26 protein-coding genes and 1 pseudogene are annotated in these 25,638 nt (G+C 55.2%); 10 read left to right on the top strand and 17 right to left on the bottom strand.

The features are described from left to right. Positions 1-3 precede the first annotated feature (3 nt). From ftsH to ACESNI_RS12860, 17 genes are all read right to left on the bottom strand, one after another. A complete protein-coding gene (gene ftsH / locus ACESNI_RS12940) occupies positions 4-1,935 on the bottom strand; it encodes an ATP-dependent zinc metalloprotease FtsH (protein WP_373087455.1) in 1,932 nt (643 codons plus the stop codon). Between the two features lie 138 nt (positions 1,936-2,073). Next, complete coding sequence (gene tilS / locus ACESNI_RS12935) at positions 2,074-3,381, bottom strand: tRNA lysidine(34) synthetase TilS (protein ID WP_373087453.1); 1,308 nt, start codon at positions 3,379-3,381, stop codon at positions 2,074-2,076. Positions 3,382-3,401: 20 nt separating this feature from the next. Beyond that, complete coding sequence (gene ybgF, locus ACESNI_RS12930) at positions 3,402-4,493, bottom strand: tol-pal system protein YbgF (protein ID WP_373087451.1); 1,092 nt, start codon at positions 4,491-4,493, stop codon at positions 3,402-3,404. A gap of 204 nt (positions 4,494-4,697) precedes the next feature. After that, positions 4,698-5,237: a peptidoglycan-associated lipoprotein Pal gene (pal, locus tag ACESNI_RS12925; protein ID WP_373087448.1), complete on the bottom strand. Its 540-nt coding sequence runs from the start codon at positions 5,235-5,237 to the stop codon at positions 4,698-4,700. 133 nt (positions 5,238-5,370) lie between these two features. Next, positions 5,371-6,729, bottom strand: a complete 1,359-nt coding sequence (gene tolB, locus ACESNI_RS12920) for a Tol-Pal system beta propeller repeat protein TolB (protein ID WP_373087445.1) — start codon at positions 6,727-6,729, stop codon at positions 5,371-5,373. Next, on the bottom strand, positions 6,726-7,691 hold the full coding sequence (locus ACESNI_RS12915) for an energy transducer TonB (protein ID WP_373087444.1): 966 nt from the start codon (positions 7,689-7,691) through the stop codon (positions 6,726-6,728). The genes tolB and ACESNI_RS12915 overlap by 4 nt, the downstream gene beginning before the upstream one ends. A gap of 16 nt (positions 7,692-7,707) precedes the next feature. After that, positions 7,708-8,181: a protein TolR gene (tolR, locus tag ACESNI_RS12910; RefSeq protein WP_373087442.1), complete on the bottom strand. Its 474-nt coding sequence runs from the start codon at positions 8,179-8,181 to the stop codon at positions 7,708-7,710. A 2-nt stretch (positions 8,182-8,183) separates the two neighbouring features. Beyond that, positions 8,184-8,906, bottom strand: coding sequence for a protein TolQ (gene tolQ / locus ACESNI_RS12905; protein ID WP_373087440.1), 723 nt, complete (start codon positions 8,904-8,906; stop codon positions 8,184-8,186). Next, entirely contained in the window at positions 8,907-9,395 is a 489-nt protein-coding gene (ybgC, locus tag ACESNI_RS12900) for a tol-pal system-associated acyl-CoA thioesterase (RefSeq protein WP_373087438.1), read from the bottom strand. After that, positions 9,388-10,434, bottom strand: coding sequence for a Holliday junction branch migration DNA helicase RuvB (ruvB, locus tag ACESNI_RS12895; protein WP_373087435.1), 1,047 nt, complete (start codon positions 10,432-10,434; stop codon positions 9,388-9,390). The genes ybgC and ruvB overlap by 8 nt, the downstream gene beginning before the upstream one ends. Next, complete coding sequence (gene ruvA, locus ACESNI_RS12890) at positions 10,431-11,051, bottom strand: Holliday junction branch migration protein RuvA (protein ID WP_373087433.1); 621 nt, start codon at positions 11,049-11,051, stop codon at positions 10,431-10,433. Before ruvA ends, ruvB begins: the two co-directional genes overlap by 4 nt. Continuing rightward, on the bottom strand, positions 11,048-11,563 hold the full coding sequence (gene ruvC, locus ACESNI_RS12885; RefSeq protein ID WP_373087431.1) for a crossover junction endodeoxyribonuclease RuvC: 516 nt from the start codon (positions 11,561-11,563) through the stop codon (positions 11,048-11,050). The genes ruvA and ruvC overlap by 4 nt, the downstream gene beginning before the upstream one ends. Positions 11,564-11,586: 23 nt before the next feature. Beyond that, complete coding sequence (locus tag ACESNI_RS12880; RefSeq protein WP_373087429.1) at positions 11,587-12,339, bottom strand: YebC/PmpR family DNA-binding transcriptional regulator; 753 nt, start codon at positions 12,337-12,339, stop codon at positions 11,587-11,589. A gap of 96 nt (positions 12,340-12,435) precedes the next feature. Beyond that, positions 12,436-13,254: a YmdB family metallophosphoesterase gene (locus tag ACESNI_RS12875; protein ID WP_373087427.1), complete on the bottom strand. Its 819-nt coding sequence runs from the start codon at positions 13,252-13,254 to the stop codon at positions 12,436-12,438. Then, positions 13,251-13,823 (bottom strand): 5-formyltetrahydrofolate cyclo-ligase, encoded by a 573-nt coding sequence (locus ACESNI_RS12870; RefSeq protein WP_373087425.1) that lies wholly within the window; start codon positions 13,821-13,823, stop codon positions 13,251-13,253. The genes ACESNI_RS12875 and ACESNI_RS12870 overlap by 4 nt, the downstream gene beginning before the upstream one ends. 227 nt (positions 13,824-14,050) lie before the next feature. Continuing rightward, on the bottom strand, positions 14,051-14,362 hold the full coding sequence (locus ACESNI_RS12865; RefSeq protein ID WP_373087423.1) for a cell division protein ZapA: 312 nt from the start codon (positions 14,360-14,362) through the stop codon (positions 14,051-14,053). 1 nt (position 14,363) lies between these two features. Then, positions 14,364-14,594, bottom strand: a complete 231-nt coding sequence (locus ACESNI_RS12860; RefSeq protein WP_373087421.1) for a hypothetical protein — start codon at positions 14,592-14,594, stop codon at positions 14,364-14,366. A 427-nt stretch (positions 14,595-15,021) separates the two neighbouring features. Here ACESNI_RS12860 and tkt point away from each other — a divergent pair, with 427 nt between their 5' ends. The 10 genes and pseudogenes from tkt to ACESNI_RS12810 all read left to right on the top strand — a co-directional run. Further along, the gene (gene tkt / locus ACESNI_RS12855) at positions 15,022-17,025 is read left to right on the top strand and encodes a transketolase (protein ID WP_373087419.1); all 2,004 of its coding nucleotides are present in this window, start codon (positions 15,022-15,024) and stop codon (positions 17,023-17,025) included. Between the two features lie 56 nt (positions 17,026-17,081). Further along, complete coding sequence (gene gap, locus ACESNI_RS12850) at positions 17,082-18,089, top strand: type I glyceraldehyde-3-phosphate dehydrogenase (protein ID WP_373087416.1); 1,008 nt, start codon at positions 17,082-17,084, stop codon at positions 18,087-18,089. Positions 18,090-18,116: 27 nt separating this feature from the next. Continuing rightward, positions 18,117-19,310, top strand: coding sequence for a phosphoglycerate kinase (pgk, locus tag ACESNI_RS12845; RefSeq protein ID WP_373087413.1), 1,194 nt, complete (start codon positions 18,117-18,119; stop codon positions 19,308-19,310). A 23-nt stretch (positions 19,311-19,333) separates the two neighbouring features. Then, positions 19,334-20,344, top strand: coding sequence for a class I fructose-bisphosphate aldolase (locus ACESNI_RS12840; protein WP_373087411.1), 1,011 nt, complete (start codon positions 19,334-19,336; stop codon positions 20,342-20,344). Between the two features lie 5 nt (positions 20,345-20,349). Beyond that, positions 20,350-21,012, top strand: coding sequence for a thiamine phosphate synthase (thiE, locus tag ACESNI_RS12835; protein WP_373087409.1), 663 nt, complete (start codon positions 20,350-20,352; stop codon positions 21,010-21,012). 43 nt (positions 21,013-21,055) lie between these two features. Further along, the gene (gene efp / locus ACESNI_RS12830) at positions 21,056-21,619 is read left to right on the top strand and encodes an elongation factor P (protein WP_373087407.1); all 564 of its coding nucleotides are present in this window, start codon (positions 21,056-21,058) and stop codon (positions 21,617-21,619) included. A gap of 44 nt (positions 21,620-21,663) precedes the next feature. After that, positions 21,664-22,467, top strand: a complete 804-nt coding sequence (locus ACESNI_RS12825; RefSeq protein WP_373087404.1) for an inositol monophosphatase family protein — start codon at positions 21,664-21,666, stop codon at positions 22,465-22,467. Positions 22,468-22,681: 214 nt separating this feature from the next. Then, a complete protein-coding gene (locus ACESNI_RS12820) occupies positions 22,682-23,485 on the top strand; it encodes an OmpA family protein (RefSeq protein WP_373087402.1) in 804 nt (267 codons plus the stop codon). 2 nt (positions 23,486-23,487) lie between these two features. Beyond that, positions 23,488-24,684 (top strand): flagellar motor protein MotA, encoded by a 1,197-nt coding sequence (locus tag ACESNI_RS12815; protein WP_373087399.1) that lies wholly within the window; start codon positions 23,488-23,490, stop codon positions 24,682-24,684. 32 nt (positions 24,685-24,716) lie between these two features. Then, positions 24,717-25,638: pseudogene (locus ACESNI_RS12810) on the top strand (chemotaxis protein); the annotation flags it as partial.

The raw sequence follows: 25,638 nt of genomic DNA, 5'->3' as shown, positions 1-25,638 counted from the left end.
CCTTTACGAACCAGGTTGCGGTTCCGGCTCCAGATCCCCGCCCGGAGTGCTGGGCCGTTTATGCCCGTCCGCGTCAGGAACCGTAGAACTCGGACCCTTATCAACCGGGGCTTCCATGTCTTCCGGCCGGTCAATCGTACCGCCATCCATCAGGATTTTGATTTCCTTACCGCTCAGCGTCTCGTATTCAAGCAGGCCCTTCGCAACACGATGAAGCTGGTCTATATGCTCATTAAGAATTTTGCGGGCGGTCTCCTCGCCTTCCTCGACGAAGCGCCGGACTTCCTGATCAATCAGCTGAGCAGTAGCATCGGAAAGGTTTTTCTGCTGGGCGACAGAATGGCCGAGAAAAACTTCTTCCTGGTTTGAGCCATATAACAACGGTCCAAGCTTGTCGGAAAGACCCCATTCAGTGACCATACGGCGGGCCATGTCGGTCGCCATCTTGATATCACCGGAGGCACCCGTAGTGACGGCGTCATGACCGAAGATCATTTCCTCGGCAATCCGTCCGCCCATGGCAACCGCCAGATGCGCGAGACATTGATCCCGGCGCAGGGAATAGCTGTCCTTCTCCGGGAGGCGCATAACCATGCCGAGCGCACGTCCGCGCGGGATGATCGTTGCTTTATGGATCGGGTCGGAGGCCTTCATATGCATACCGACAAGAGCGTGTCCGCCTTCGTGATAAGCGGTCAGTTTCTTCTCTTCTTCCGACATCACCATGGAGCGCCGCTCTGCACCCATCATGACCTTGTCCTTGGCTTCCTCGAATTCCTGCTGTGTGACCAGCCTCCGTGACTTGCGCGCCGCCAACAAGGCCGCCTCGTTCACCAGGTTGGCAAGGTCCGCGCCCGAGAAACCGGGGGTACCACGGGCAATCGTACGGGCATCCACATCCTGTGCCAGAGGAACTTTGCGCATATGCACCTTCAGTATTTTCTCACGGCCGACGATATCCGGGTTCGGCACAACGACCTGACGGTCGAAACGGCCGGGCCGCAGCAGCGCCGGATCAAGCACATCGGGGCGGTTTGTCGCTGCCAGCAGAATCACGCCTTCGTTGGTTTCAAAGCCATCCATCTCCACCAGCATCTGGTTGAGCGTCTGTTCGCGTTCATCATTCCCGCCGCCGAGACCGGCGCCACGATGACGACCGACCGCATCGATTTCGTCGATGAAAATGATACAAGGCGCATTTTTCTTGCCCTGCTCAAACATATCGCGGACGCGGCTGGCGCCGACACCGACAAACATTTCAACGAAATCGGAACCTGAAATGGTAAAGAACGGCACATTGGCTTCACCTGCAACAGAGCGTGCAAGCAGCGTTTTACCCGTACCGGGAGGGCCGATCAACAATACACCCTTCGGGATTTTCCCGCCGAGACGTTGATATTTCTGAGGATTTTTCAGGAAATCAACAACTTCTTCGAGTTCCTCTTTCGCTTCCTCGATCCCGGCAACATCCTCGAATGTCACCCGGCCATGTTTTTCCGTCAGCAGCTTGGCCTTCGATTTGCCGAAGCCCATCGCTTTTCCACCGCCGCCCTGCATCTGGCGCATGAAGAAAATCCAGACACCAATCAGCAGGAGCATCGGGAACCAGGACAGCAATGTTGTCATCAACATGCTTCCCTCATCCTTCGGCGCTGCATTGATTGTCACGCCGTGGGAACTCAGTTTGCTTACGAGGGTGCTGTCTTCCGGCGCGTAGGTCGTGAACGAGCGGCCATCCTCAGTCGATCCCTTGATGTTATGCCCTTGAATGGTGACATTCTTGACGCGGCCATTCTCCACTTCCGTCAAGAAAGTTGAATAGGGAAGAGAGGTTCCTGCGGTCCGCGGGGAAGAATCATTAAAAATATTGAAAAGGGCGACGACGAGCAGGGCAATTATGACCCACAGTACGATATTCTTGCCAAAGAGATTCACGAATTATTACCTTCCCGGACCGGCCGACTGATTGGTTCGGTCATAATTAAGTACAGCCTGTAGAATGAAAACTAGTCTAGATATAATCCGTTAACATCAAGTTCCAATAGGTAGGCCATTATTTATCCTTGAGGAACTTCAGGAGATCAAAGGTTTGAATAACATCTTGAAGCGGTCCTTTGCAATGGGAGACTGCGCAAAGTTGCAGGAAAACAGCGGCGCGGCGACAAGTTTCTCGCCCGACCAGACAGCCGGCAGGTTATTTCGCACTTTCGCCGGCAACTCCCGCTCCTCTTTTGTCAATCCTTCCGCTTTCAGAACACGCCAGCCGTCAGCACCGATTCGGCGCACCGCGAGCGGCAATTCAGGTGCGGCGGTCGGTGTCATATCTTCCACCCGGTAGCGTCCGTCCCAAAGCAAAAGCCGATTGTCGGTGACCTGCTGTTCGGGTAAGCCCTTCCGACCCGGCTCACGGCAAACCAGCCAGCTCCCGCGTGATCTCGAAATCTGGCACCCGGCGAGCGTCTCTGGCCCCTCGCCGTCCTTTCGAAAAACCCTGTCATACAAATTTTCAAGCGCCTGCAACCTGATCCTTTGTCCTGTCCCGGCGACATCAGTGAAAATCCGCGCAAGAAACCGAAGTGCAATCTCTTCAGGGCATCCAGTGACGGCTTCGGTTGAAAACCGGATAAAGCCAAACGGACTGACCTCACAAAAGTCGGAAAGACGCGCCATCGTCAACTGGTCGAGGGCGTCCGATGCCCGGTTGAGCCGCATTGCCGATAACGCAATGGTCTCAAGACTGCTGCCCGGGAGTCCTTGCAACTCCTCCAGCAAGGCCCCGACACGGGTACGCGTATAGACGGGGTTGTCGTTACTCGGATCCTCTACCCACTCCTGCCCGTTCGCTATGAGATAGTCTCTGAGGACCTGCCGTCTGACCTCTAGCAATGGACGAAGCAATTGCAGGGCCCCGCGCCAGCTCAAGGGTTGAATCGCCGTCAGACCTTCAAGCCCGCTCCCCTTAGACAACCGCATGAGCAGGGTTTCAAGCCGGTCCTCCATTTGATGACCTAGCAGGAGATTATGAATATCCCGGTCTTTGCAATATTCCGCCATCAGATCATAGCGCGCCTCCCGCGCGCGCCGTTGAATGGCGGTATCCGGGCGGGGGCCAGCCCATCGCAGGATATCATGGTGCATTCCCCGTACCGTCAGCCAACGACCAACAGTTTCTGCCTCCAGAGCAGAGCCTGCACGTAATCCATGATCCACAGTAATAGTGTAAAGTTCCACACCCCGCCGGGCTGCCCAGTCATTGGCCAGCAAGACAAGGGCCATGCTGTCCGATCCCCCTGAAACCGCTACGGCCAACCGAGCACCCGATACAAGCCCAGCGGCGTCCATATTCCGATAAAACAGGTTGGTCAGGTCAGAGACCGTCATAAGGCCCACCCTGCGTCACCTCACCCGGTGCATCCAAAGTTTTTCTTTTCCCGATCGGCGGTCCGGCTGAGACGGAGCGGGATTTTATTGAACTGCTTGTCCATTTGGGCAAAAGTGGCACAGGCCTCTTTCTTCTGGTCCATGCGTCCCAGCGTCATGCCAAGTTTCAACAGGTTATCTGCGGCCTTCGAGCTGTCCGGATAATTCTGGTAGCCCTCAAAAAAAGCGGAGGCCGCGTCCGGGAAATTACCGCGCACATAATAGGTTTCCCCAAGCCAATACTGGGCGTTTCCGGCAAGTGGATCATCCTTATGGATGCTCAGAAATTCCTTGAATGCCACTTCCGCCTCGTCATAACGATCGGCGCGAACAAGGGAAATAGCGTAATTATACTGATCCGAAGCTGACCCATCCGGCAAAGCTGCGCCTGTCGCCGGAGCGAGAGAGCCTGCCGACTGGCCCGTTCCACCCCCTGTTGTCGATGCGGGCGGCGTCAATCCCTTTGGAGTTGTCATCGTGCCAAGAACCTTGCTGCCATCGGGCATTGCGGGCTCCCCCAGCACAGCGGGACCGGATGTTTCCGGCGTGCCGGTCGTTGCCTGATTTTGTGTATCCGCCAAAGGCACCATTCCTGTACTGCCCTGCCCGCCGAAACGGGTCTCGATTTCTGTCAGGCGAAAATCGACATCCTTGACTAGCTTATCCAGGCGGGTCGAAATCTGGTTCAACTTGAATGTCGTTTCTTCCTGTACACCGGTCTGCCGTCGTTGATCCTCTTCAAGAGCATCAATGCGTTTCAACAGAAGCGCGAGCCCGTCACTGCTGATGCCTTCGGAGGATGTGGATGACGGTGATGATGGAGATGCGGATGATGGTTTCGCCGGTCGCGAGACGGGCGGCGCACCGCTATAAACCTGCCGCTGCACGTCCGTGATATCTTGCTCCAGCCGATTGATCCTGTCCACGAGGGAACGGATCTCGCTGCTCTGGGCCACCGCCATTGAACTGCCGCCCATCGTTAATGCCACTGCGAGGAGGCAGCCGGCCAGACGCTTTCTGTTTGCCCCAAATCGCAATTTCCGATCCTCGCGTCCTGATAAGCTCACTGTCATCGGTGGCACACCCTCTTTTCAATCCTTTGCGCTAAAGATCTAAATCATTCCAGCGATTTCAAACTCGTTCGAAAATTTGGCAATTTTATGGTCAGCAGGTAACACCCGCCAATTTAACAGGAATGTTGCATCAACAAAAAAACGCCCGCTGTCGTCGCTAAACAGGTTAGCGCGGCACCGGGCGTTTGAATTGATAACTCGCGTCTAGTTTACAACCGAAACCGTACGTCTGTTCTGCGCCCAGGCAGCTTCGTTATGGCCGAGGGCCACAGGGCGTTCTTTGCCATATGAAATCGTCGACAGACGACCGGCTGAAACACCCAGCGTTACCAGATAGTTTTTGACGGCTGTTGCCCGGCGATCACCGAGGGCAAGGTTATATTCCCGCGTACCGCGTTCGTCGGCATTGCCTTCAAGCAGAAGGGTCACCGTCGGGTTTGCGTTCAGCCAAGCGGCCTGGCGCTGCAAGGTAGCTTGTGCCTCATCCGACAGGTCATATTTGTCAAATCCGAAAAATACACGATCGCCGACATTCAGGACAAGATCTTCCTGACTGCCAGGCTGTACGCTCGATGTCGTTTCCGTCACGACGGTGGTTGTAGAGGAACCAGATGTTCCGGTCGTCTGGGTGGTCGCGCCCATACCCGAACTATCCCCGGTTTCCACTGGTGCTGTTTCACATGCTGCAACCAGCAGCAACGCTGTGAATATACTTAAGGCTTTAAGGCCTAAATTGAGCCGCATTTACTTAACTCCCATCCTATGGAAATCATTGAACTTCAGGTATCTCAGGTCAAACTTGGAATAATTATCCGCGCTCAACGTTCAAAGATGGTCCCCATGATTATTTAAACTCGCAAACTATACTGCTTTAATCTCACCGGTTCAAGTTATACGGCGGGGACCAGGCAGGATCCGAGCCGTCACCGGGTGTGATTACCTCGCGTTCGTTATATCCCGTCAGGTCTATCGACCACAAGCGAACTTTATCACCGGTCCCGTCATTTTTTCCGCGAGTCTGGCGGAAAAAGACCAAAACACGGCCGTTCGGAGCCCAGGACGGACCTTCATTATGAAAGCCTTCAGTCAGAATGCGTTCCTGCGAGCCATCCGTACGCATAACTCCTATGGAAAACTGACCGCCGGTTAGTTTTGTAAAGGCAATCAAGTCACCGCGCGGAGACCAGACAGGTGTGCCATAATTGCCACTACCGAAGCTGATCCGCCGGACATTTGAGCCGTCCGCATCCATAATATAGATCTGCTGGCGCCCACCGCGGTCCGATTCAAACGTAATCTGAGTTCCATCCGGAGAAAAGGACGGCGCCGTATCGATAGCCGGATTATTGGTCAGGCGCTTAAGCTCCCGTGTCCGCAAATCCATCAGGTAAATTTCCGTGTTGCCGTCCCGGGCCATGCTCATAACCACCTGATTACCCGACGGCGAGAAACGTGGCGCAAATGTCATCCCCGGAAACTCTCCGAGTATTTCCTGTTGTCCGGTATCGATATTGTAAAGATAGACCCGGGGCTTGTTGTTGAAAAAGGACAAATACGTTAGGACCTGCTGCGTCGGAGAAAATCGCGGTGTCAGAACAAGATCATCACCGCTGGTCAGGAACTGGTGGTTTTCGCCGTCCTGATCCATGATCGCCAGACGCTTGATCCGGTGATCCGCCGGACCGGCCTCGGAGACATAAACGACCCGAGTGGAAAAATACCCTTCTTCGCCGGTCAATCGCTTGTAGATCTGGTCGGCAATCAGATGGGCCGTAAGGCGCCAGTTTGACGGCGGCGTCGTATATTGCACGCCCACCAGATATTGCTCTGCATAGACATCCCAAAGGCGGAATTGAACATTGATCTGGCCATCCCCTAGCGCCCGGACCAGTCCGGTGGAGAGCGCCTGCGCGTCAATCTTGCGCCAATTGGCGAATACTGGCGTTACCTGCAGATCCTGCGGGGCCTGCAGGTAGGCACGCGGATCAATCGGCTTGAACAGCCCCGAGCGTTCAAGATCGGCGCGGATGACATCGGCCATCTGCTTGCCGATCTTGCCGGTCGCCTCGGTTTCGCTGTAGAAATCCGTTATCGCAACGGGGAGTGGTTTGATATTACCCTGGGTTATGTCGATGACAAGTTCGGCCCGGACAATACTGGAGAAAACGAGGCTTGCGGCCAAAGCCATCATCACCGCGCTGGCCAACCTGAATTTACGCATCATCTTTACTTTCATTGTCCGAACATCTCCTTGGGGTCGAAGTTCATTTTGATTTCGCGCCAGCGTTCATATTTATCCGCTGGCAGCTGATAGGGCGCGCACAGAATAACCGCCCGCCTTGCACTCTCTGCGGCCACTCTTTGAAAGTCGTTCTTGAACGCCCCCTGATTAACAACATTTGGATAGCCGTTCAACGTCCCGTCCCGATTTAGTCGCACTTCGATCGTTATCACCAAATTCTCGGCATTTGCCGCACCTGTCGGGACGCTCCAGCATTTCTGGACCTGTTGTTTCAATGCATCCAGTTCACTGATCGACATCGGCAGCGAGGCATCGGCCGCCTGAGTTGATGAGTTGGGCACCTTTTCAGCAGAATTTGGCTTTTTTGTGTCCGTCGCCTCCGACGCGGTCGCCGCCTGTTCGCGCTTCTTCTTGTCTAGAAGCGCCTTCATCTGCTTGAGATCAAAGGCCGGTTTTTTTGGCTCCGGCTTCGGTTCGGGCTTTTTCGGCTCCGGTTTTGGCTCAGGCGTCGGTTTGGGCTTCGGCTCCGGTTTTGGCTCAGGCTTCGGTTTGGGCTTCGGCTCGGGTTTGGGTTCCGGCTTTAGCTTTGGCGTTGGAACGGGTTCTGGCTCAGTCTCCGGCTTCACCTCGGGTTTTGGTTCGGGCTCAGGCTCCGGCTTGACCACCGGTTCGGGTTTCGGTTCCGGCTTGATTTCCGGCTTTGGTTCGGGTTTGGGCTCAGGCTTGGGTTCCGGTTTCGGCTCTACCTTTTTCGGCTCCGGCTTCGGTTCCGGCTCGGGTTTGACAACCGGTTTCGGTTTCGGCAGGTTCGTAATATCGGCCACATCGACAAAATCGACCTGAATGACGGTTGGCTGCTCCAATATCTCCGGGTCCGTAAATAACGGCAAGCCGGTATACATGATCACGAGGATCAGCATATGCAATACGGCCGAAGCTAGTGCAGGCACTCTCATTTTTGAAAATGCCTCCTTACTTTTCGCTGTCTTTTTTGGACTCTGACTGGCGCTTTTTCTCTGGACCGCCAGAGACCATTGCCACCCTTGTAAAGCCGGCGTCATGTATCTCGCCCATGACTGACAGGACCCGTCCGTAATTCACGTTACTGTCTCCGCGGACAAAAATCCGCTGGTCCTGTTTGGCGCCCGTAATGGCCCGCAGCTTCGGCACCAGATTTTCAAGTGATACCTCGATATCCTCAATGAACAGGGTTCCCTCGCGATTGACACTGATAACCAGTGGCTCGTCATTGCCCTGAATGGTCCCCGCCTTGGTATTCGGCAGATCGAGTGGAACACCGACCGTCAGCAGCGGTGCGGTTACCATGAAGACGATCAACAAGACCAGCATCACATCGACAAAGGGCGTGACGTTGATCTCGGACATCTGCTGATGGCGCCGACGACGCCCCTTGCCGGTGAAGGCTGTGTAAGGGTTATTATTCATGATCAGTCGTCAAGATCGAGTTGGCGGGATAGAATGGCAGAAAATTCACCGGCAAACCCTTCAAGGCGCGTGATGATGCGCTGTAAGTCATTGGTGAATTTGTTATAGGCGACAACCGCCGGAATTGCCGCAACCAGCCCGAGCGCCGTAGCAAACAGAGCCTCGGCGATACCGGGAGCAACAACCGCAAGACTGGTGTCCTTGGTCGCCGCAATTGACTGGAAGCTGTTCATAATACCCCAGACCGTGCCGAACAGGCCGAGAAATGTGGCGGTCGAGCCGACGGTCGCCAGAAATCCGAGATATTTTTCCAGTCTGTCCATTTCCCGATCTATGGTGACCCTCATGACCTGGTGTATACGCGCCTGTAAGCCCGTATGCGAATGCTTTCCAAGACCTTTTTCCGTCGAGCGCGACCATTCCTTCATCGCCGCCGAGAACAACATAGCAAGCGGGTTATCGGGGCTGGTGCCGACACGCCGATGCAAATCCTCGAGGTTGCCGCCCGACCAGAACTCATTCTCAAATTCATCGGCATCAGCGCTTACTCGGCGAAAGCGAACGATCTTGTCAATGATAATGGCCCAGCTCCAGAACGAGGCGAGAATAAGGACAATCATGACAATCTGCACAACAATATCCGCCTGCAAAAACAGATTGATCATTGACAAATCATGAGCACCGCCGCCCAAGTTCTGGGCAACGACGAGAGTTTCTTTTTCCATTTAGTCTTCCTTGGCTGTTGTATGCGCGAGTAACCCCGAATAGCCTAGAATCGCATTAAACTTGTCATTTATGGCAGAAGAAAGACGCTGTGGCTTTCCGTCTTCACCCAGACAGGCTACTCGTACCGTGGTTTTTACCAATATTTCGCCTTCACAGCAGACATCTTGCTGCATATGAAGCGACGCGCCCCGAAGGCTGGTGATAACCGTGACGATTTCGAGTTGGTCTTCCAGCCGGGCGGGCTTGATATACTCAATTTCACAGGCACGGATGACAAAATTTGCCCCGTCCTCGCGCAGCATTTCCTGCTGGTTGATGCCGAGACCGCGCAACATGTCTGTGCGGGCCCGCTCGGTGAATTTGAGATAATTCGCATAATAAACGATCCCGCCGGCGTCGGTATCTTCCCAATAGACCGGCACCGGAAATATATGCTGTGTCCCGCCCGGACCCGCCTCGAACCGGCCGAGCATTGTCACCTCAGTCATTATTGTCCTCATCTTCCATAAGCGTAAGCTGGACGCCAACTTCCTTTGGGAACGGCAGGCCCAGATGGTCAAAGGCCGCCTGCGTCAGCATCCGTCCGCGCGGCGTCCGCTGCAAAAATCCCTGCTGGATCAAGTAGGGCTCAATAATATCCTCAATCGCGTCACGCGGCTCTGACAGCGCGGCCGAAAGCGTTTCCACACCAACCGGACCGCCGCCAAAGTCGTGAGCGATACGGCCAAGATATCGCCGGTCCATGGAATCCAGTCCGCGTTTGTCCACCTCCAGCCGGTTAAGCGCCGCATCGGCCTTGACCGCGTCCACAATATCTGCCCCCGCGACCGAGGCAAAATCCCGGACCCGACGTAGCAAACGCCCGGCAACGCGAGGAGTTCCCCGGCTGCGATTGGCAATCTCAATGGCACCGTCTTCAGTTAAGGTGAGGCCGAGGACCCGCGCGCCCCGCGCGACGATCAATTTCAGTTCCTCCGGCTCATAAAAATTCATCCGCAGCGGAATTCCGAACCGCTCCCTGAGGGGAGTAGTGATCAATCCTGATCGTGTTGTTGCGCCGACCAGGGTGAAGGGAGGTAGATCAATGCGAACTGAGCGCGCCGCCGGTCCCTCACCGATGATCAGATCAAGATGGAAATCCTCCATCGCCGGATAGAGGATTTCCTCTACCGCCGGACTCAATCGGTGAATTTCATCGATAAACAGGACATCATTCTTGTCAAGATTGGTCAGTAACGCCGCCAGATCGCCCGCCTTTGTGATTACCGGCCCTGCTGTCGCCCGGAAATTGACACCAAGTTCCCGCGCAACAATTTGTGCGAGCGTCGTCTTGCCAAGGCCGGGGGGGCCAAAAAACATCACATGATCAAGGGCTTCCCCACGGGATTTTGCCGCCCGGATGAAGACACTCAGGTTGTCGCGAACCTGCTTCTGGCCAATAAAGTCGTTCATGACCTGCGGCCGGAACTGGGTTTCCATTTCCTCCTGATCCGCCGCTGCGGAGCTTACGAGCCGGTCCTCGGTCATGCGGCAAGCTCCTTCAAACCGGCCGTGATCAGGGCTTCAACCGTCGCCTCAGCGCCAAGGGCCCGGCCCGCCGCCGCCACCGCACCGAAGGCCTCGGTCCGGCCATATCCAAGATTGACCAAGGCGGAGACCGCATCCCCGGCCGCGGCCTGTGCCGGGGCGGCAACTGGCTTGCTGTCGGTCCCAAGCCCGAGCACGGCCGGTCCCAGATCCATTTTTGCGACCTTGTCCTTGAGTTCCGCCGTAATCCGCGCGGCGACCTTCGGCCCGACTCCAGAAACACGGGTCAGCGCCGACTTGTCCGCGGCAGCGACAATCTGCGTCAGTTCGTTGCCGTCATAAAGCGAGAGGACACCGAGGGCAACCTTGGCCCCAACCCCCTGCACGGTTTGCAGAAGCAGGAACCAGGCTCGTTCGGTGACGCCCTCAAATCCGTACAGGTGAATGTGATCTTCGCGCACATGGGTTTCAATATAAAGGCTGACGAGCCCGCCTTTTTCAGGCAAATGGCGAAGGGTACGGCCGGAACAGAATACGAGATAGCCGACGCCACCGACATCAACAACGATCCAGTCCTCGCCGATATCATCGAGCTTTCCAGTGAGTTTGGCAATCACGGCGCCCGTCCCGCCATCATCGTGGCTTTCTTTAAACTTCTGTTGGTGCCCGCGTAATGGGCGTGACAGATGGCGACGGCAAGCGCATCCGCGGCATGTTCATTGGAAATGACACAGCCGGGCAGCAGCATCCCGACCATGGCGTGAATCTGATCTTTCCCGGCATGACCGGCGCCGACAACGGATTTCTTGATTTTGTTGGGAGCATATTCCTCGACCGCGAGGCCGTGCAGCGACGGTACCAGCAGCGCAATCCCGCGCGCCTGTCCGAGCTTTAACGTTGAAACCGGGTTCTTGTTGACAAACGTCTCCTCGACCGCGGCCTCATCCGGGGCCCAGTCGACGATGACTTTCTGGATACCCTCAAAAAGCTGGACAAGCCGCCTAGCCAGATCAAAGGACCCGTCCGAAGAAACGGCCCCATTGGCGAGATGGCGAAGCGCATTTCCCTCCACCTCGATTATTCCCCAGCCAGTATGACGAAGTCCCGGATCCAGCCCCAATAAACGCATGTCGAACGACGATCCTTTCAGGTTTACCCGTCCAGCTTTTCCATAATCTCTTCAGGAATATCAAAATTCGCCGATACTCTCTGCACATCGTCATTATCTTCGAGCACATCCACCAGCTTGAAAATCGATCCCGCCAGATCCTCGGTCTCTACAGGGATAGTATTTTGCGGTTTCCAGACGACGCCCGCTTCACGCGGGCTTCCGAATTTCTCCTCGAGCGCGTCGCGCACATCGTTAAAATCCTCAAGCGCGCAGGTCACCTCGTGTATCTGACCGTCGCTCTCAACATTTTCCGCACCCGCCTCAAGCGCCGCTTCGAACATGTCTTCACCGCTGATATCCGCGGCCTCAAAGATAACCTGCCCGATACGGTCGAACATAAAGGCAACCGACCCGGTTTCCCCCAAGGTGCCGCCGGACTTGGTGAAGGCCGCGCGCACGTCCGCCGCGGTCCGGTTACGATTGTCCGTCAGGGTTTCGACAATGACGGCAACCCCGCCGGGGCCATAACCTTCATAGCGAATTTCCTCATAGACCTCGCCAGTGCCCTCCCCCGAAGCCCGCTTGATCGCCCGATCGATATTGTCATTGGGCATATTATCACTGCGGGCGGCCGAAATGGCACTTCTGAGGCGCGGGTTCATGGCCGGATCCGGGAGACCCGATTTCGCCGCCACAGTCAGCTCGCGAATATGCTTGGCAAAGATCTTCGCCCGCTTCTTGTCCTGGGCGCCCTTGCGATGCATGATGTTCTTGAATTGTGAATGTCCCGCCATATTTCGTCTCTCGACCTTGTCCCGATATTTACAGTTGATGCCGTTTGTAGCCGATCCGCCAGCAAGAGGCACGTCCTTTTTATGACGAAACCGAAGTTACGCCGTCTCCGGCCAGCATTCAATCAATCGACCGCCAACCCTGAGCGGCGCGATATATTTGGCGAGGCCGGTTTTATCATCCGTTTCAATAAAAATACCGCAGGCCGTTCCCTCCCCGGTTGCCGGCGTGAAGCGCCCACCCGCGATTTTCCGGGTGAAACGGCGAAGCGGCTCATCCTTTTCCATGCCGATTACTGAATTATAGTCGCCGCACATACCCGCATCAGTCTGATAGGCGGTGCCACCCGGAAATATCTGGGCGTCCGCCGTCGGGACATGAGTATGGCTGCCGACCACCGCCGATACCCGGCCGTCGCAGAAATGCCCCATGGACATTTTCTCAGACGTGATCTCGCCATGGATATCAACAAGGATGGCGTCGTATTTCTTTCCGAGTTTTGCCGTTGCCAGCATCTTTTCCACGGCGGCAAAAGGATCATCGAGCGGATCCATGAACAACCGCCCCATAACCTGCATCACCAGAATGCTTTTCCCGCTCCGGATCTTGAAGGCACTGGCCCCACGGCCGGGGGTATCTTTTGGGTAATTGAGCGGACGAAGCATTCTTGCGTCCTTTTCCAGATAGGGCATTATCTCCTTCTGGTCGAAACTGTGATTGCCCAAAACGATGCAATCGACGCCCGCACCATAGAATTCCTCGGCGATTTTTTCGGTGATGCCGAACCCGCCAGCGGCATTCTCGCCATTAGCGACGACGAAATCAACACTGAGCCGCTGGCGTATTTCCGGCAACCTGCCAACCAGAACATCCCGGCCCGCGCGACCGACAACATCCCCGAAATAAAGGATTTTCACGTTATTTTCCTAACATATTCTTCCGTCACCACCCAGTCGAGTTTCTGGTCAAACGGGTCGGTGACAACCTTGGCTACTTGTTGCGCCGCATAGCCGAAGCCAACGGCGAGACATCCCTGCTCCCACCGCAGCTTATCCAGGGTGCGATCATAAAATCCGCCCCCGTATCCCAGTCTATAACCATCAGCATCAAATGCAAGGAAAGGGATGACGACAACGGCGGGCGTCAGAAATTTGGCACTTTTTGATGGCACGAGAGTCTTGAACGATCCCGGCTCGAGAACGGTATCCGGCTCCCAGGCCCGAAAGCGAAGCGGATGATCTTTACGATCTACGACCGGCAGCGCGCAAATGGCCCCCCGCTCATGCAGTTGATGAAGCAACGGCCGCGTATCAAGTTCAGATCCGAGCGGCCAGTAAAGGGAGACGATGGTTTTTTCAAGCGATGCAAAATTTGCCAGAAAAAGGTCTGCCGCCCTATCGCCAGCATCGTCCGCATCTACTGCCCTGCGCGTCGCAAAAGCCAGCTCGCGCTGCATCTGCTTTTGTTCTGCAAGGGATGGGGTCACAGGCGGTTTTTCAAGGTTGAAATAACAGGATTACAATCAGAAATAAAATAAAAAGTGCTGCACCAACATAGCCGTCGACGCGTGGAAATCTCTGTGGCCTGACAAGTCAGGTGGGCACCAATATGCTAGGACCACGGTCCAGACAGGGATCAGTTCCCAGGATTTCGTTATTGGCCCCAGGATGTCATTCGTCTAACGCACAAGCCAGTACAACACTCCATCCCTATTTAGGCACTTTCGAGCTTACGTGCAATAGCCTCAATTTTTTCCGCCCAGGCAGTCGTATCGGTGCCGACGCTCGCCTCGGCCCCGCCGTCCCGAAGCTTCTCGATTGTCTCATAGGCCTGCGACAGGTCATCGGCGATCAAAAGGGAGGCCATTAATAATAGTTGGCCTTCGCTAGCATTGCTGATCGATGTCGCCAGGTCCTGAACTTTCTTATCGACAAACTCAGCAAGATATTCCAGATGCTCCTCTTCCCCGTCCCCGCAGATAATAGGATAGGGTCTGCCATTTACCTTGACTGTCAATGACGTCATCTTATTGCTCCAGTATCATGCTGAGCTGTTCAATGGAGTGATCAAGACGCCCCGAGACCATCTCCGTCTTCTGTTTCAAGGACTCGTATTTTTTCGTTAGTGTTTCGAGTTCGCGCTTCAGCGCCGCATTTTCTGCGGCAAGTTCGTCGGTATCTGCCGACAAATTGCCCCGCAGATGTTCCGTGCTGATCGAGGCAGCCGCTTTTTCAAGCCGTAATAATGCGGCTTCCATTCTCGATTCGCTGTTATCCAAATTCCCCATCAGACTTTTTCACATTGGTTATGATCAGTTACCAGAAATCCCTCACCCATGACAATACGATCATGCCGTAACGCTCGTCAACACAATTGCTTGATGCGCTTTTATCCCGATTCCCCCGATTAACAGCAACTAAGCGGTTGACGTACCGGTTATTGGGCGGCATCTTCCCCTCGATTCCTAAAAGATGGCCCTGTGGCTGTCCCGACCGGGAGCAGGACCTGCGGAACAAATTTCCGCCGGAAATACGCGGACTGACATGAATCACTGATGCGAACTGAAACCAACCCAACGTGGGCACCAGCAATCTGAAGACCTTAGTATTTGCATGATTACCCTAGATAGCAATAACTGTGTCTGAACGAAAAATGATGAACTGGTGGATAAAGATGAGCCAAGCATGAACAAAATCGGGCTTAAGACGTCGCCAAACTCGACCAAGCATAATGACATGGCGAATGCCATCCGCGCCCTCTCCATGGATGCCGTCCAGCAGGCCAACTCCGGTCATCCGGGCATGCCCATGGGAATGGCCGATGTTGCCACTGTCCTTTTTTCGAAATTTCTGAAATTTGATCCGGCGAACCCGCATTGGCCCGACCGCGACCGCTTTATCCTGTCCGCCGGGCACGGCTCGATGCTGCTCTATTCGCTCCTGTACCTGACCGGGTACAAGGACATGACCCTGAAGGAAATCAAGAATTTCCGTCAATTGGGGTCCAGAACCGCCGGGCATCCTGAATATGGCCATGCCGATGGCATCGAGACAACGACCGGCCCGCTCGGTCAGGGACTGGGCATGTCTGTGGGTATGGCCCTCGCTGAACGGATGCAGGCCGCGCGTTTCAAGACTGTTGTCGACCATTATACTTATGTCATCACCGGCGACGGCTGCCTGATGGAGGGTTTGAGCCACGAAGCCCTCTCCTTCGCTGGGCATCTTGCTCTGAGCAAGCTGATTGTTCTCTGGGATGACAATAATATCAGCATCGACGGCGCAACCGAACTGTCCGTCTCCGACGATCAGCAGAAACGGTTCGAGGCGATGGGCTGGGATGTGCAGTCCGTGGATGGCCATGACGCCGGACAGATAGAAAAGGCAATTGAAGCCGCAAAATCGACCAGCAAGCCCTCAATGATCGCTTGCCGGACAACCATCGGCTTCGGGGCTCCCAACAAGCAAGGAACCTCCGGGGCTCATGGCGCGCCACTGGGTGCCGACGAAATTGCCCTGGCCCGAAAAGAACTTGGTTGGCCCTATGCCCCCTTCGAGATCCCCGATACGATCCTTGATTGCTGGCGCACGGTTGGAACCAAGGGCGCGCGCCTCTCCGCCGAATGGGAGAAAAACCTCGACGCATTGGAGGAAGAGGAACGCTCGGCGTTCAACCGGGGTCTCTCAGGTGACCTTCCCGCTGACTTCGATGATACCATCTGCACCTATAAACAAGGACTGAGTGAAGAGGCGCCCGGCTGGGCAACGCGAAAATCCAGCCAGGAAGCCTTGAAAATCATCAACGAAACCATCAGTGAAACCATCGGTGGCTCGGCCGACCTAACCGGCTCCAATCTCACGCAGACTCCGGGAATGCAGCCGATCAACCAGAAGGATTTCTCGGGCCGCTATATCTATTACGGCGTGCGCGAATTCGGGATGGCCGCGATCATGAACGGCATCGCGCTGCACAAGGGCTTCATTCCTTATGGCGGCACATTTATGGTGTTCACGGACTACGCGCGTCCGGCGATTCGCCTGTCGGCCCTGATGGAGCAGCGAGTGATTTATGTAATGACTCATGATTCCATTGGCCTTGGTGAGGACGGCCCCACCCATCAACCGGTCGAACATCTGGCCGCGCTCAGGGCAATACCGAACCTCAACGTATTCCGTCCCGCGGACGCGGTGGAAACGGCGGAATGCTGGCAACTGGCACTTGAGGCGAAATCAACACCGTCCATATTATCTCTCAGTCGTCAGGGTCTTAAGTTACTGCGCAAAAACCATACGGATGAAAATCTTTGTTCCCGTGGCGGCTACGAACTCGCTGCTTCCAACCTGGATGCCAAGGTGACGATCATTGCCACTGGATCTGAGGTCTCGATTGCGGTTCAGGCGCAAAAGCTTCTTGAAGGCTCCGGTATCGGCAGCCGCGTTGTCTCGATGCCCAGTTGGGAGCTTTTCGATCAACAGGACGAGGCCTATAAAAACAAAACTCTCGGCGCTGATACATTCCGCATTGCCATTGAGGCGGGTTGTTCCATGGGCTGGGAAAAATATATAGGGACCGACGGCGTGTTTATCGGCATCAACTCATTTGGCGCATCCGCTCCGGCGGAAGATCTTTATAAACATTTTGGCATCACCGCGGACGCGATTGTTGCCGCCGTCAAAAACAAAGTTTAAATATGGGTGCAGGCAGTGTGCAGACTGCTTAATCGAAAAATCAGGAGTGAAGGAAAATGGCTGTTCGTGTAGCAATTAACGGTTTTGGGCGTATTGGACGGAATATTCTGCGGGCGATCTATGAGTCCGGTCGTACCGACATCGAGGTCGTCGGCATAAACGATCTGGGTTCGGTGGAAGCGAATGCCCATCTGCTAAAATATGACAGCGTCCATGGCCGGTATCCCGGAACCGTCACTGTTTCCGGCGATACAATTGATCTTGGCCGCGGACCGATAAAGGTGACGGCAGAACGTAATCCGGCCGATCTGCCTTGGGGCGATCTGAAGGTGGATATCGCCTTTGAATGCACAGGCCTGTTCACACATCGCGACAAGGCCGCCGCGCATTTAAAGGCAGGTGCCAAAAAAGTCCTGATCTCCGCCCCCGGAACAGAAGTCGACATGACCGTCGTCTATGGCGTCAATCATGACAAGCTGACCGCCAGCCACACGGTTGTTTCCAATGCTTCCTGCACCACGAACTGTCTGGCACCGGTAGCCCAAGTCCTTAATGATGCCGTTGGGCTGAAGCATGGTTTCATGACCACCGTACATGCCTTCACTGGCGACCAGCCGGTCCTTGATACCTTGCATTCCGATCTGCACCGGGCACGGGCCGCTGGCATGTCAATGATCCCGACGTCGACCGGCGCGGCCAAGGCGGTCGGACTGGTGCTACCGGAACTTGCTGGCAAGCTGGATGGCACCTCGATCCGGGTGCCGACACCGAATGTTTCGATGATTGACCTCTCCTTTGTTGCCGGGCGGTCCACTTCAGTTGAGGAAATCAATGCTGCGATCATTGAGGCCTCAAAGGGTCGGCTAAAAGGCGTACTGGATATCAACGACGAACCGCTGGTCTCCATCGACTTCAACCATAATCCGGCCAGTTCAACTTTCGACCTGACTCAGACGCAGGTGATTGAAGGAACATTTGTCCGAATTCTGAGTTGGTATGATAATGAATGGGGATTCTCGAACCGGATGAGCGATACGGCTATTGCCATGACGAATGCCGGATGAGCTGTAGTTAAGAACGGAGTGAGCGGAATGGTCGCTTTCAAGACCCTTGATGATCTGGAAGCAAAGGGGAAAACCGTTCTCGTTCGCCTCGATCTGAATGTGCCGATGGAAGACGGAAAGATTTCCGATTTCACCCGCATTGAACGGATCATCCCGACATTACAGGAATTGGCAAGGAAACAGGCCAGAATTGTTATTCTCAGCCATTTCGGTCGCCCAAAGGGAACTCGCGTGCCGGAAATGTCCCTGCGGCCCGTGGTCGCAGGCCTCGCCGACCGCCTTGGCCAACCGATCACTTTTGCTAACGACTGCATCGGACCCGAGTTAGCAGAACAGGTCAAAAAAATGAACCTCGGGGATATTCTCCTCGCCGAAAATGTGCGCTTTCATCCCGGAGAGGAAAAGAACGATCCGGCATTTGCCGCGCAACTGGCTGCCGCCGGGGATATATACGTCAATGACGCCTTTTCCTGCTCTCATCGCGCACATGCCTCAACCGAGGCTATTGCCCATATCCTGCCCGCCTTTGCCGGGCGTAATATGGAAGCGGAACTCACCGCGCTCACAGCGGCTCTCGAAAACCCCACACGGCCGGTAATGGCCATTGTCGGCGGTGCGAAAATCTCCAGCAAGCTCGACCTCCTATTCAATCTCATCGAGAAGGTCGACAGCCTTGTCATCGGCGGTGGCATGGCCAATACTTTCCTGAATGCCAAGGGCGTCAATGTTGGCGCGTCGCTCTGTGAGCATGACCTCGCCGGCACTGCGTCAGATATCCTTGCGAAGGCGAAGACCGTGGGATGCGGCATCATCCTGCCGACAGACGCGGTTCTGGCAAAAGAATTTAAGGCAGGGGCCGCCCACAGGATTGCCGACATCGGCGATGTGGCGGCGGATGAGATGATCCTTGATGCCGGTCCGGCGTCGGTTCAATATCTGAACGACCGACTCCACTCCACAAAGACATTGATCTGGAATGGCCCACTCGGTGCTTTCGAGATTGACCCTTTTGGCGACGGCACGGTCGCGGTAGCAAGGGAAGCGGAGAAATGCACCCAAAGCAGCGAGCTGATTTCCGTTGCCGGAGGCGGCGATACGGTCGCGGCACTCGCCAAGGCCGGTGTCACGAACGGATTTACCTATATTTCAACAGCGGGCGGTGCTTTCCTTGAATGGATGGAGGGGAAGACGCTACCGGGCGTTGCCGCCCTTGATCGCTGAAATTCTAACATCGGAGGAAGAACATGGATGAAATGGACATGGAAGACATTGCAAAGGCGCTCGTTGCGCCCAGCAAAGGGATCCTTGCCGCCGATGAGAGCACCGGCACCATCAAGAAGCGCCTCGACAGCATAAATACAGCGAGTACCGAGGACAGCCGCCGCGATTACCGCGAATTGCTTTTCACCGCTGACGGGGTTGGCGATTATATTAGCGGCGTCATACTCTATGATGAGACCCTGCGCCAGAAGGCCAGTGACGGCCGTCCGTTTACGGAAGTTCTCAATGATCGCGGGATAATTCCCGGCATCAAGGTCGACATGGGGGCAAAGCCACTTGCCTTTTCCGAAGGCGAGTTGGTGACCGAGGGGCTTGATGGCCTGCGCGAGCGCCTTGCTGAGTATTATACTCTCGGCGCCCGTTTCGCCAAATGGCGGGCGGTCATCAGCATCAGTGACGGTGCGCCCAGTCAATATTGCATCGATACCAACGCCCATGCTCTCGCCCGCTATGCCGCGCTCTGTCAGGAGGCGAACATCGTTCCCATCGTCGAGCCGGAAGTCTTGATGGATGGCAATCATAATATCGACGAATGCTATGCGGTCACGGAAACGATGCTCAAAACCGTTTTTGACGAACTTTATAAGCAACGCGTCGTTCTTGAGCAGATGCTGCTCAAGCCGAACATGGTGGTGTCTGGTGACACTTGCCCGATCCAGGCGGAAGTCGAGGAAGTCGCTGTAAAGACCCTCTATTGTTTCGGGCAGACTGTCCCGGCGGCGGTGCCCGGCATCGTCTTTCTGTCCGGTGGGCAGAGCGAGATGCAGGCAACGACACATCTGAATGCCATGAACATGATGGACAAATTTCCCTGGGAGATCAGCTATTCCTTCGGCCGCGCCCTTCAGGCCTCGGCCCTGTCGGTCTGGCAAGGAAAGCCGGAGAATGTTGCCGATGCGCAGAAGGCGTTCCTGCATCGCGCAAAACTGACCAGTGCCGCCCGCGATGGCGAATATAACAGCGATATGGAATAGCCCCAATGCCGACCCCTTCGGAAGCAGACACATTCCGCACCCGCCTCTACTTGATCTCCCCATCCGAGATTGACCTAAACGCATTTGAAATTGCCTTTAAAAATGCCCTCGCCGGGGGGGACGTCGCCTGTTTCCAACTACGTCTCAAGAATAGTTCGGTGGCAGAAATCAGCGATACCGTTCTTCGCCTCCGGCCGATCGCGGAGGCAGCAAACGTCGCCTTTCTTCTCAACGACGATGTCGCGTTAGCACGAGATCTCGGGGTTGATGGCGTCCATATCGGTCAGGACGATATGCCCTACCGCGAGGCGCGCACTATTTTGGGACCAGATGCGATCATTGGGGTAACCTGCAAGAACTCCCGGGATCTTGCGATCGAGGCCGCCGAAAGTGGTGCCGATTATGTTGCCTTCGGTGCTTTCTACCCCTCAACCACCAAGTCGCCCACGGTAGCGGCCGATCTGGAGCTGCTTGAATGGTGGTCGAGCATGGTTGAAATCCCGTCGGTGGCAATTGGCGGAATTACCGTTGAGAATGCCGCCGCCCTGATCGTCGGCGGCGCTGATTTCCTGGCGGTATCGGCCGGCGTTTGGGAATTTGCGGAGGGCCCGGAAGCGGCCGTCAGAGCCTTCAATCGCGTGATTGATAAGGCCCTCGCAACTTGTTAGGGTCCAGCCAGTTTTTTTAACCTAGAGTGAGCAGAGTTCAACCATGAAAATAAACGGAAATGCCATTCGTCCCGGCAATGTCATTGAGCATAAGGGCGGCCTCTGGGTTGCAATCAAGATCCAGCATACCCAACCGGGCAAAGGCGGCGCCTATCTGCAGGTGGAGCTTAAAAACCTGCGCGATGGCACAAAACTAAACGAGCGTTTTCGCGCCTCAGAATCCGTCGATAAGGTCCGCCTCGAACAAAAACCATACCAGTTCCTGTTTGAAGATGGGGGTCTGTTGACTTTCATGGATACCGATACCTATGAGCAGGTCTCCCTTAACCGGGACATGGTGGGCGAGCAAGCGGTTTATCTTCAGGACGGCATGGATGTGGAAATCGAATTTCACGAGGAAAGCCCGCTGACGGTGATCCTGCCCGAGCAGGTAATTCTTGAAATCACAGAGACGGAACCAACCGTGAAAGGGCAAACCGCCGCCTCCTCCTACAAACCTGCCATTCTTGAAAACGGTGTCCGTATTATGGTGCCGCCATTCTGCGGTGTGGGCGAGAAAATCATTGTAAATACGGAAACAACTGAGTATCTCAAACGAGCGGATTAATCGGGCCGTTACAGTCACCCGAGAATTTTATCAGGTAATTGAACATGGCGAGAAAATCCGCCCTCATAAATGCGATGGAACTTTCTGCCCGCAAGGCTGCGCGCAAAATGCTGCGCGATTTTAATGAAGTCGAGCATTTGCAGGTTTCGCGCAAAGGACCTGCAGACTTCGTCAGTCAGGCGGATTTGTCCGCTGAGGCGACGTTACGCGAAGAACTCGGCCGCCTGCGGCCCGAATTCGGCTTTATTCTTGAAGAGGGCGGCTTCGTCGAATCCAAGGACGGCATACATTACTGGGTTGTTGACCCCCTCGACGGGACAACGAATTTCCTTCATGGCATCCCCCATTTCGCCATTTCCATCGGCGTCAAGGCCGGTAAAGAGGTTATTGCCGGCATCATTCTCGACCCGGTAAAGGACGAACTGTTCTGGGCAGAAAAGGGCGTCGGATCCTTTATGAACGACCGCCGCCTTCGGGTTTCAAGCCGAACACGCATGGCCGATTGCATTCTGGCCACCGGAATCCCCTTTACGGGCGTCGCCGATCACGAAAAATTCCTGAAGGAACTGGCGAGTGTCATGGCAGTCTCCGCCGGTGTCCGCCGGTTTGGGGCAGCCGCGCTTGATCTCGCCTATGTCGCCGCCGGACGCTTCGATGGTTTCTGGGAACGTAATCTGTCCGAGTGGGATATGGCCGCTGGCATCATCATCGCCCGCGAAGCAGGAGCCCTAGTCTCCCAACTCGACGGTGGTGAGAAAATGCTCGAAAAAGGTGATATCCTGGCAACGAATAGCGGTATCAATAACGCGATGATGGATATTCTCCGGAAAAACCGGCTCTCAAAATAAAGCGAGCCGCATCCGCCCGGTCCGATATTCGCAGTCTGTCGTTGACTACCGTGCGCAACTAACTAAGTGATTGTGACGTGGAGGCGCCTGCAGTATTGTGCTGACATGAGGCGACCAGTCTATACATTGGATATTTTCAACTGGCAGATTTTGGTAGAGCGCAGTAGGTTGCTCATACAGTACCGGCCGGAGAGATACCCTGAATGGAGGTAAGATGACGGTGAGTATGACGGGACCAAAAAGGCGCCGGACAATCGCAAGTCTGGTTGCAACCCTGCTTATCTGCGCTGGCGGATACACTCCCGCCCTTGCTGATCTGGCGGGAAGCGTAACCGGGAATAGCCAGAATCTCCAGACTTCGTCGAAAATTGTCACGCCCCGGATAAAGCCGTCTCTGCTCGCATCAAAACCAGTCCCGAAGCCGCCGGTTAAATTTGCCAAACTGCCGGAAAATACAGGTGCGACAGGCAATCAGAATGTCTCGCCCGCCTCGAAAGCCGTCCCTGTGCCCTTGCCGACCCCCGCCAAGCCGACAATCCCGTTGTCCGGCCTTGATGATATTGAGGTCAGCACTAAGGGTCTCGCAGAGAACACAGCTGACCGCGCGGCTGAAGAGAAAGGCCCGCCATCCGGCGCAGTGGACAAGGAAATAGCTGTTGCCGCCGCCAGACAACCAACTTCCCCGATATCTTCTGCCAAATTACCGAACTACGGTAAATCGGACAGCATCCTTTTTAACGCAGGGGAAACGGCGTTGCCGGATGTGGCCGGAGATGTTATTCAAGCTATTATTGACAAGATGAAAGGCAGCGACGGACAGGTTCTCCAGCTCTTTGCTTACGGCACCGGCAACAGTGTCAGTGCCGCCCGCCGACTGTCACTTGGCAGGGCGCTTGCCGTTCGGTCAAAACTGATGGATATGGGTATTGAAAACAGAAAAATTGAAGTACGCGCACTTGGTGAACCCGAAGGCCAAGGCCCGGCTGATCGCGTTGACCTGGTCTTAATTGCACGGTAATCATGACAACTTATTCAAACGTTGAACCTCAAAGTCTGGCTGGAACGCCGAATATCAAGAAGCCAAACCGCTACCTCATCCGAATGGGGATTTTCCTGGCGGTTGTCGTTGTCATTGCAGGTCTGCTTTATCAGCAAATACAAACTGCCTTTGTTGCCAATCCCCCGCTTAACGGCCTGATCCTTTTTGTCCTTCTTTTTGGTATCCTGTTTATTTTCCGACAGGTGATTATCCTTCGCTATGACATTAACTGGACGCAAAGCCTGCGGCGGCGCGAGTCGTCCTTGCCGGCGGCACGCGGACCGAAATTGCTGGGGCCGCTGGCGACCATCATCGGCGACACCAAGGGACCGGTACGCCTGACCGCTGTCACCATGAATACTATTCTGGACAGTATCGCGGCGCGCCTCGACGAAGGCCGGGATATATCGCGTTACCTGATCAATGTCCTCGTTTTTCTGGGCCTGCTCGGCACCTTCTGGGGACTATTGCAAACGGTTGATTCTGTCGGTGGTGCGATTTCAACCCTGAATGTCGGCGGCGGGGATTTCTCCAAGATTTTTGACGAACTGAAAATCGGTCTTGAGCAGCCCCTCAAAGGCATGGGCGTTGCCTTTTCATCCTCGCTGTTCGGGTTATCCGGCTCGCTCGTTCTCGGTTTTCTGGATATGCAGGCCGGTCAGGCGCAGAACCGCTTTTACACCGATCTGGAAGAATGGCTGACATCGATCACCCGCTTTTCCGGCGCCGGCTCCGCCATCATCTCCGAGGGCGACCAGAGCGTTCCGGCCTATGTTCAGGCCCTGCTCGAACAGACGGGCGAAAGTCTGAATAATCTGCAACGCACTCTCGCCCGCAATGAGGACAAGCGGGGCTCGGCGGAAAATTCGCTGATCAACCTGAGTGAACGGCTCGCCGCCCTCACCGACCAGATGCGGACCGAGCAGGATTTGCTCATACGACTTGCGGAAAGCCAGACGGACCTCAAACCGGTGCTGGAACGGATCGCCAAAAACGGTGATCAGGCGGGTCTCGACCAGGCCAGTCGTAACCATTTGCGTAATCTTGATGTGCATATGGTCCGTCTGCTTGAGGAAAGCGCAGATGGGCGCGAACAGGTGGTACAGGACATTCGCAGCGACATCAAACTGCTAACGCGGACCATCGCCGCCATTGCTGAAGAAAGCCGCCGTGGTTGATCTGGTGCCCGCGTTCAGGAACGGAGTGAGTAATGGCTCGTAGACGTCGCGGACAACGCGCTCCATACGAGATTTGGCCGGGATTTGTCGATGCGCTGACGACCCTGTTGCTTGTCATTATCTTCTTGCTAGTGGTTTTTGTCCTTGCGCAATTCTTTCTGTCGACCGCCCTTTCGGGGCGCGATGCCGCACTTGAAAAGCTCAACCAGCAGGTCAACGAGCTATCCGACCTGCTGGCCCTTGAACGCCGGACCAGCGCCAATCTTGAAGATCAGATTAGCCAGATGAACGTCGATCTTGCCAAGGTGCAGGAAGAACGCGACAACGTCATCATTCAATTCGATACCCTTTCAAGCCGCGCCCTGTCGGCGGAGGAAGAACGCGACAAGCTCACCGTCCTTCTTCGGGAACAGAAGAAAGAAACGGAAGCGGCCAAATCGGCCCGCGCTGAAATCGAGGAAAAGCTGTCGGTTAGCGAAAAAACGGTCAAGGCCAACCTCGCCGAACTTGAAAGCTTGAAACGCGACATTGCGACCCTCGAGGAAATGCGCAAGAAACTTGAAAAAGATGTCAGCGAGATGGCTGGCAAACTCGAGGACAAGAATACGGAAATCAGTTCTCTCCGCGATCGCAGCAAGGAGCTTGAAGCCCGGCTTGCCGATGAGAAGGATCAAACAGTACTCGCGCAGAAGGACATCAAAGATCGGGATGTTCGGCTTGCCGAGTTGCAGGCCCTGTATTTGCAGTCGCAGGACAAGCTGTCAGAGGAAGAAAAACTCTCGGCAGCGGCGCAGTCACAGGTCACCATCCTCAATAGCCAGATTGCTGCGCTCCGCAGGGAACTAGCCAAACTCAATCAGGCCCTCGAAGCCAGCGAGGCGAAGGACGTTGAGCAAAATGCGCAAATTGCCGATCTTGGCAAGCGGCTCAATCAGGCTCTTGCGGCAAAGGTTC

Origin of the sequence: Sneathiella sp. (genome assembly GCF_041689005.1) — a bacterium.
GTDB lineage: Bacteria > Pseudomonadota > Alphaproteobacteria > Sneathiellales > Sneathiellaceae > Sneathiella.
This window is presented reverse-complemented; position numbering and strand designations above follow the sequence as displayed.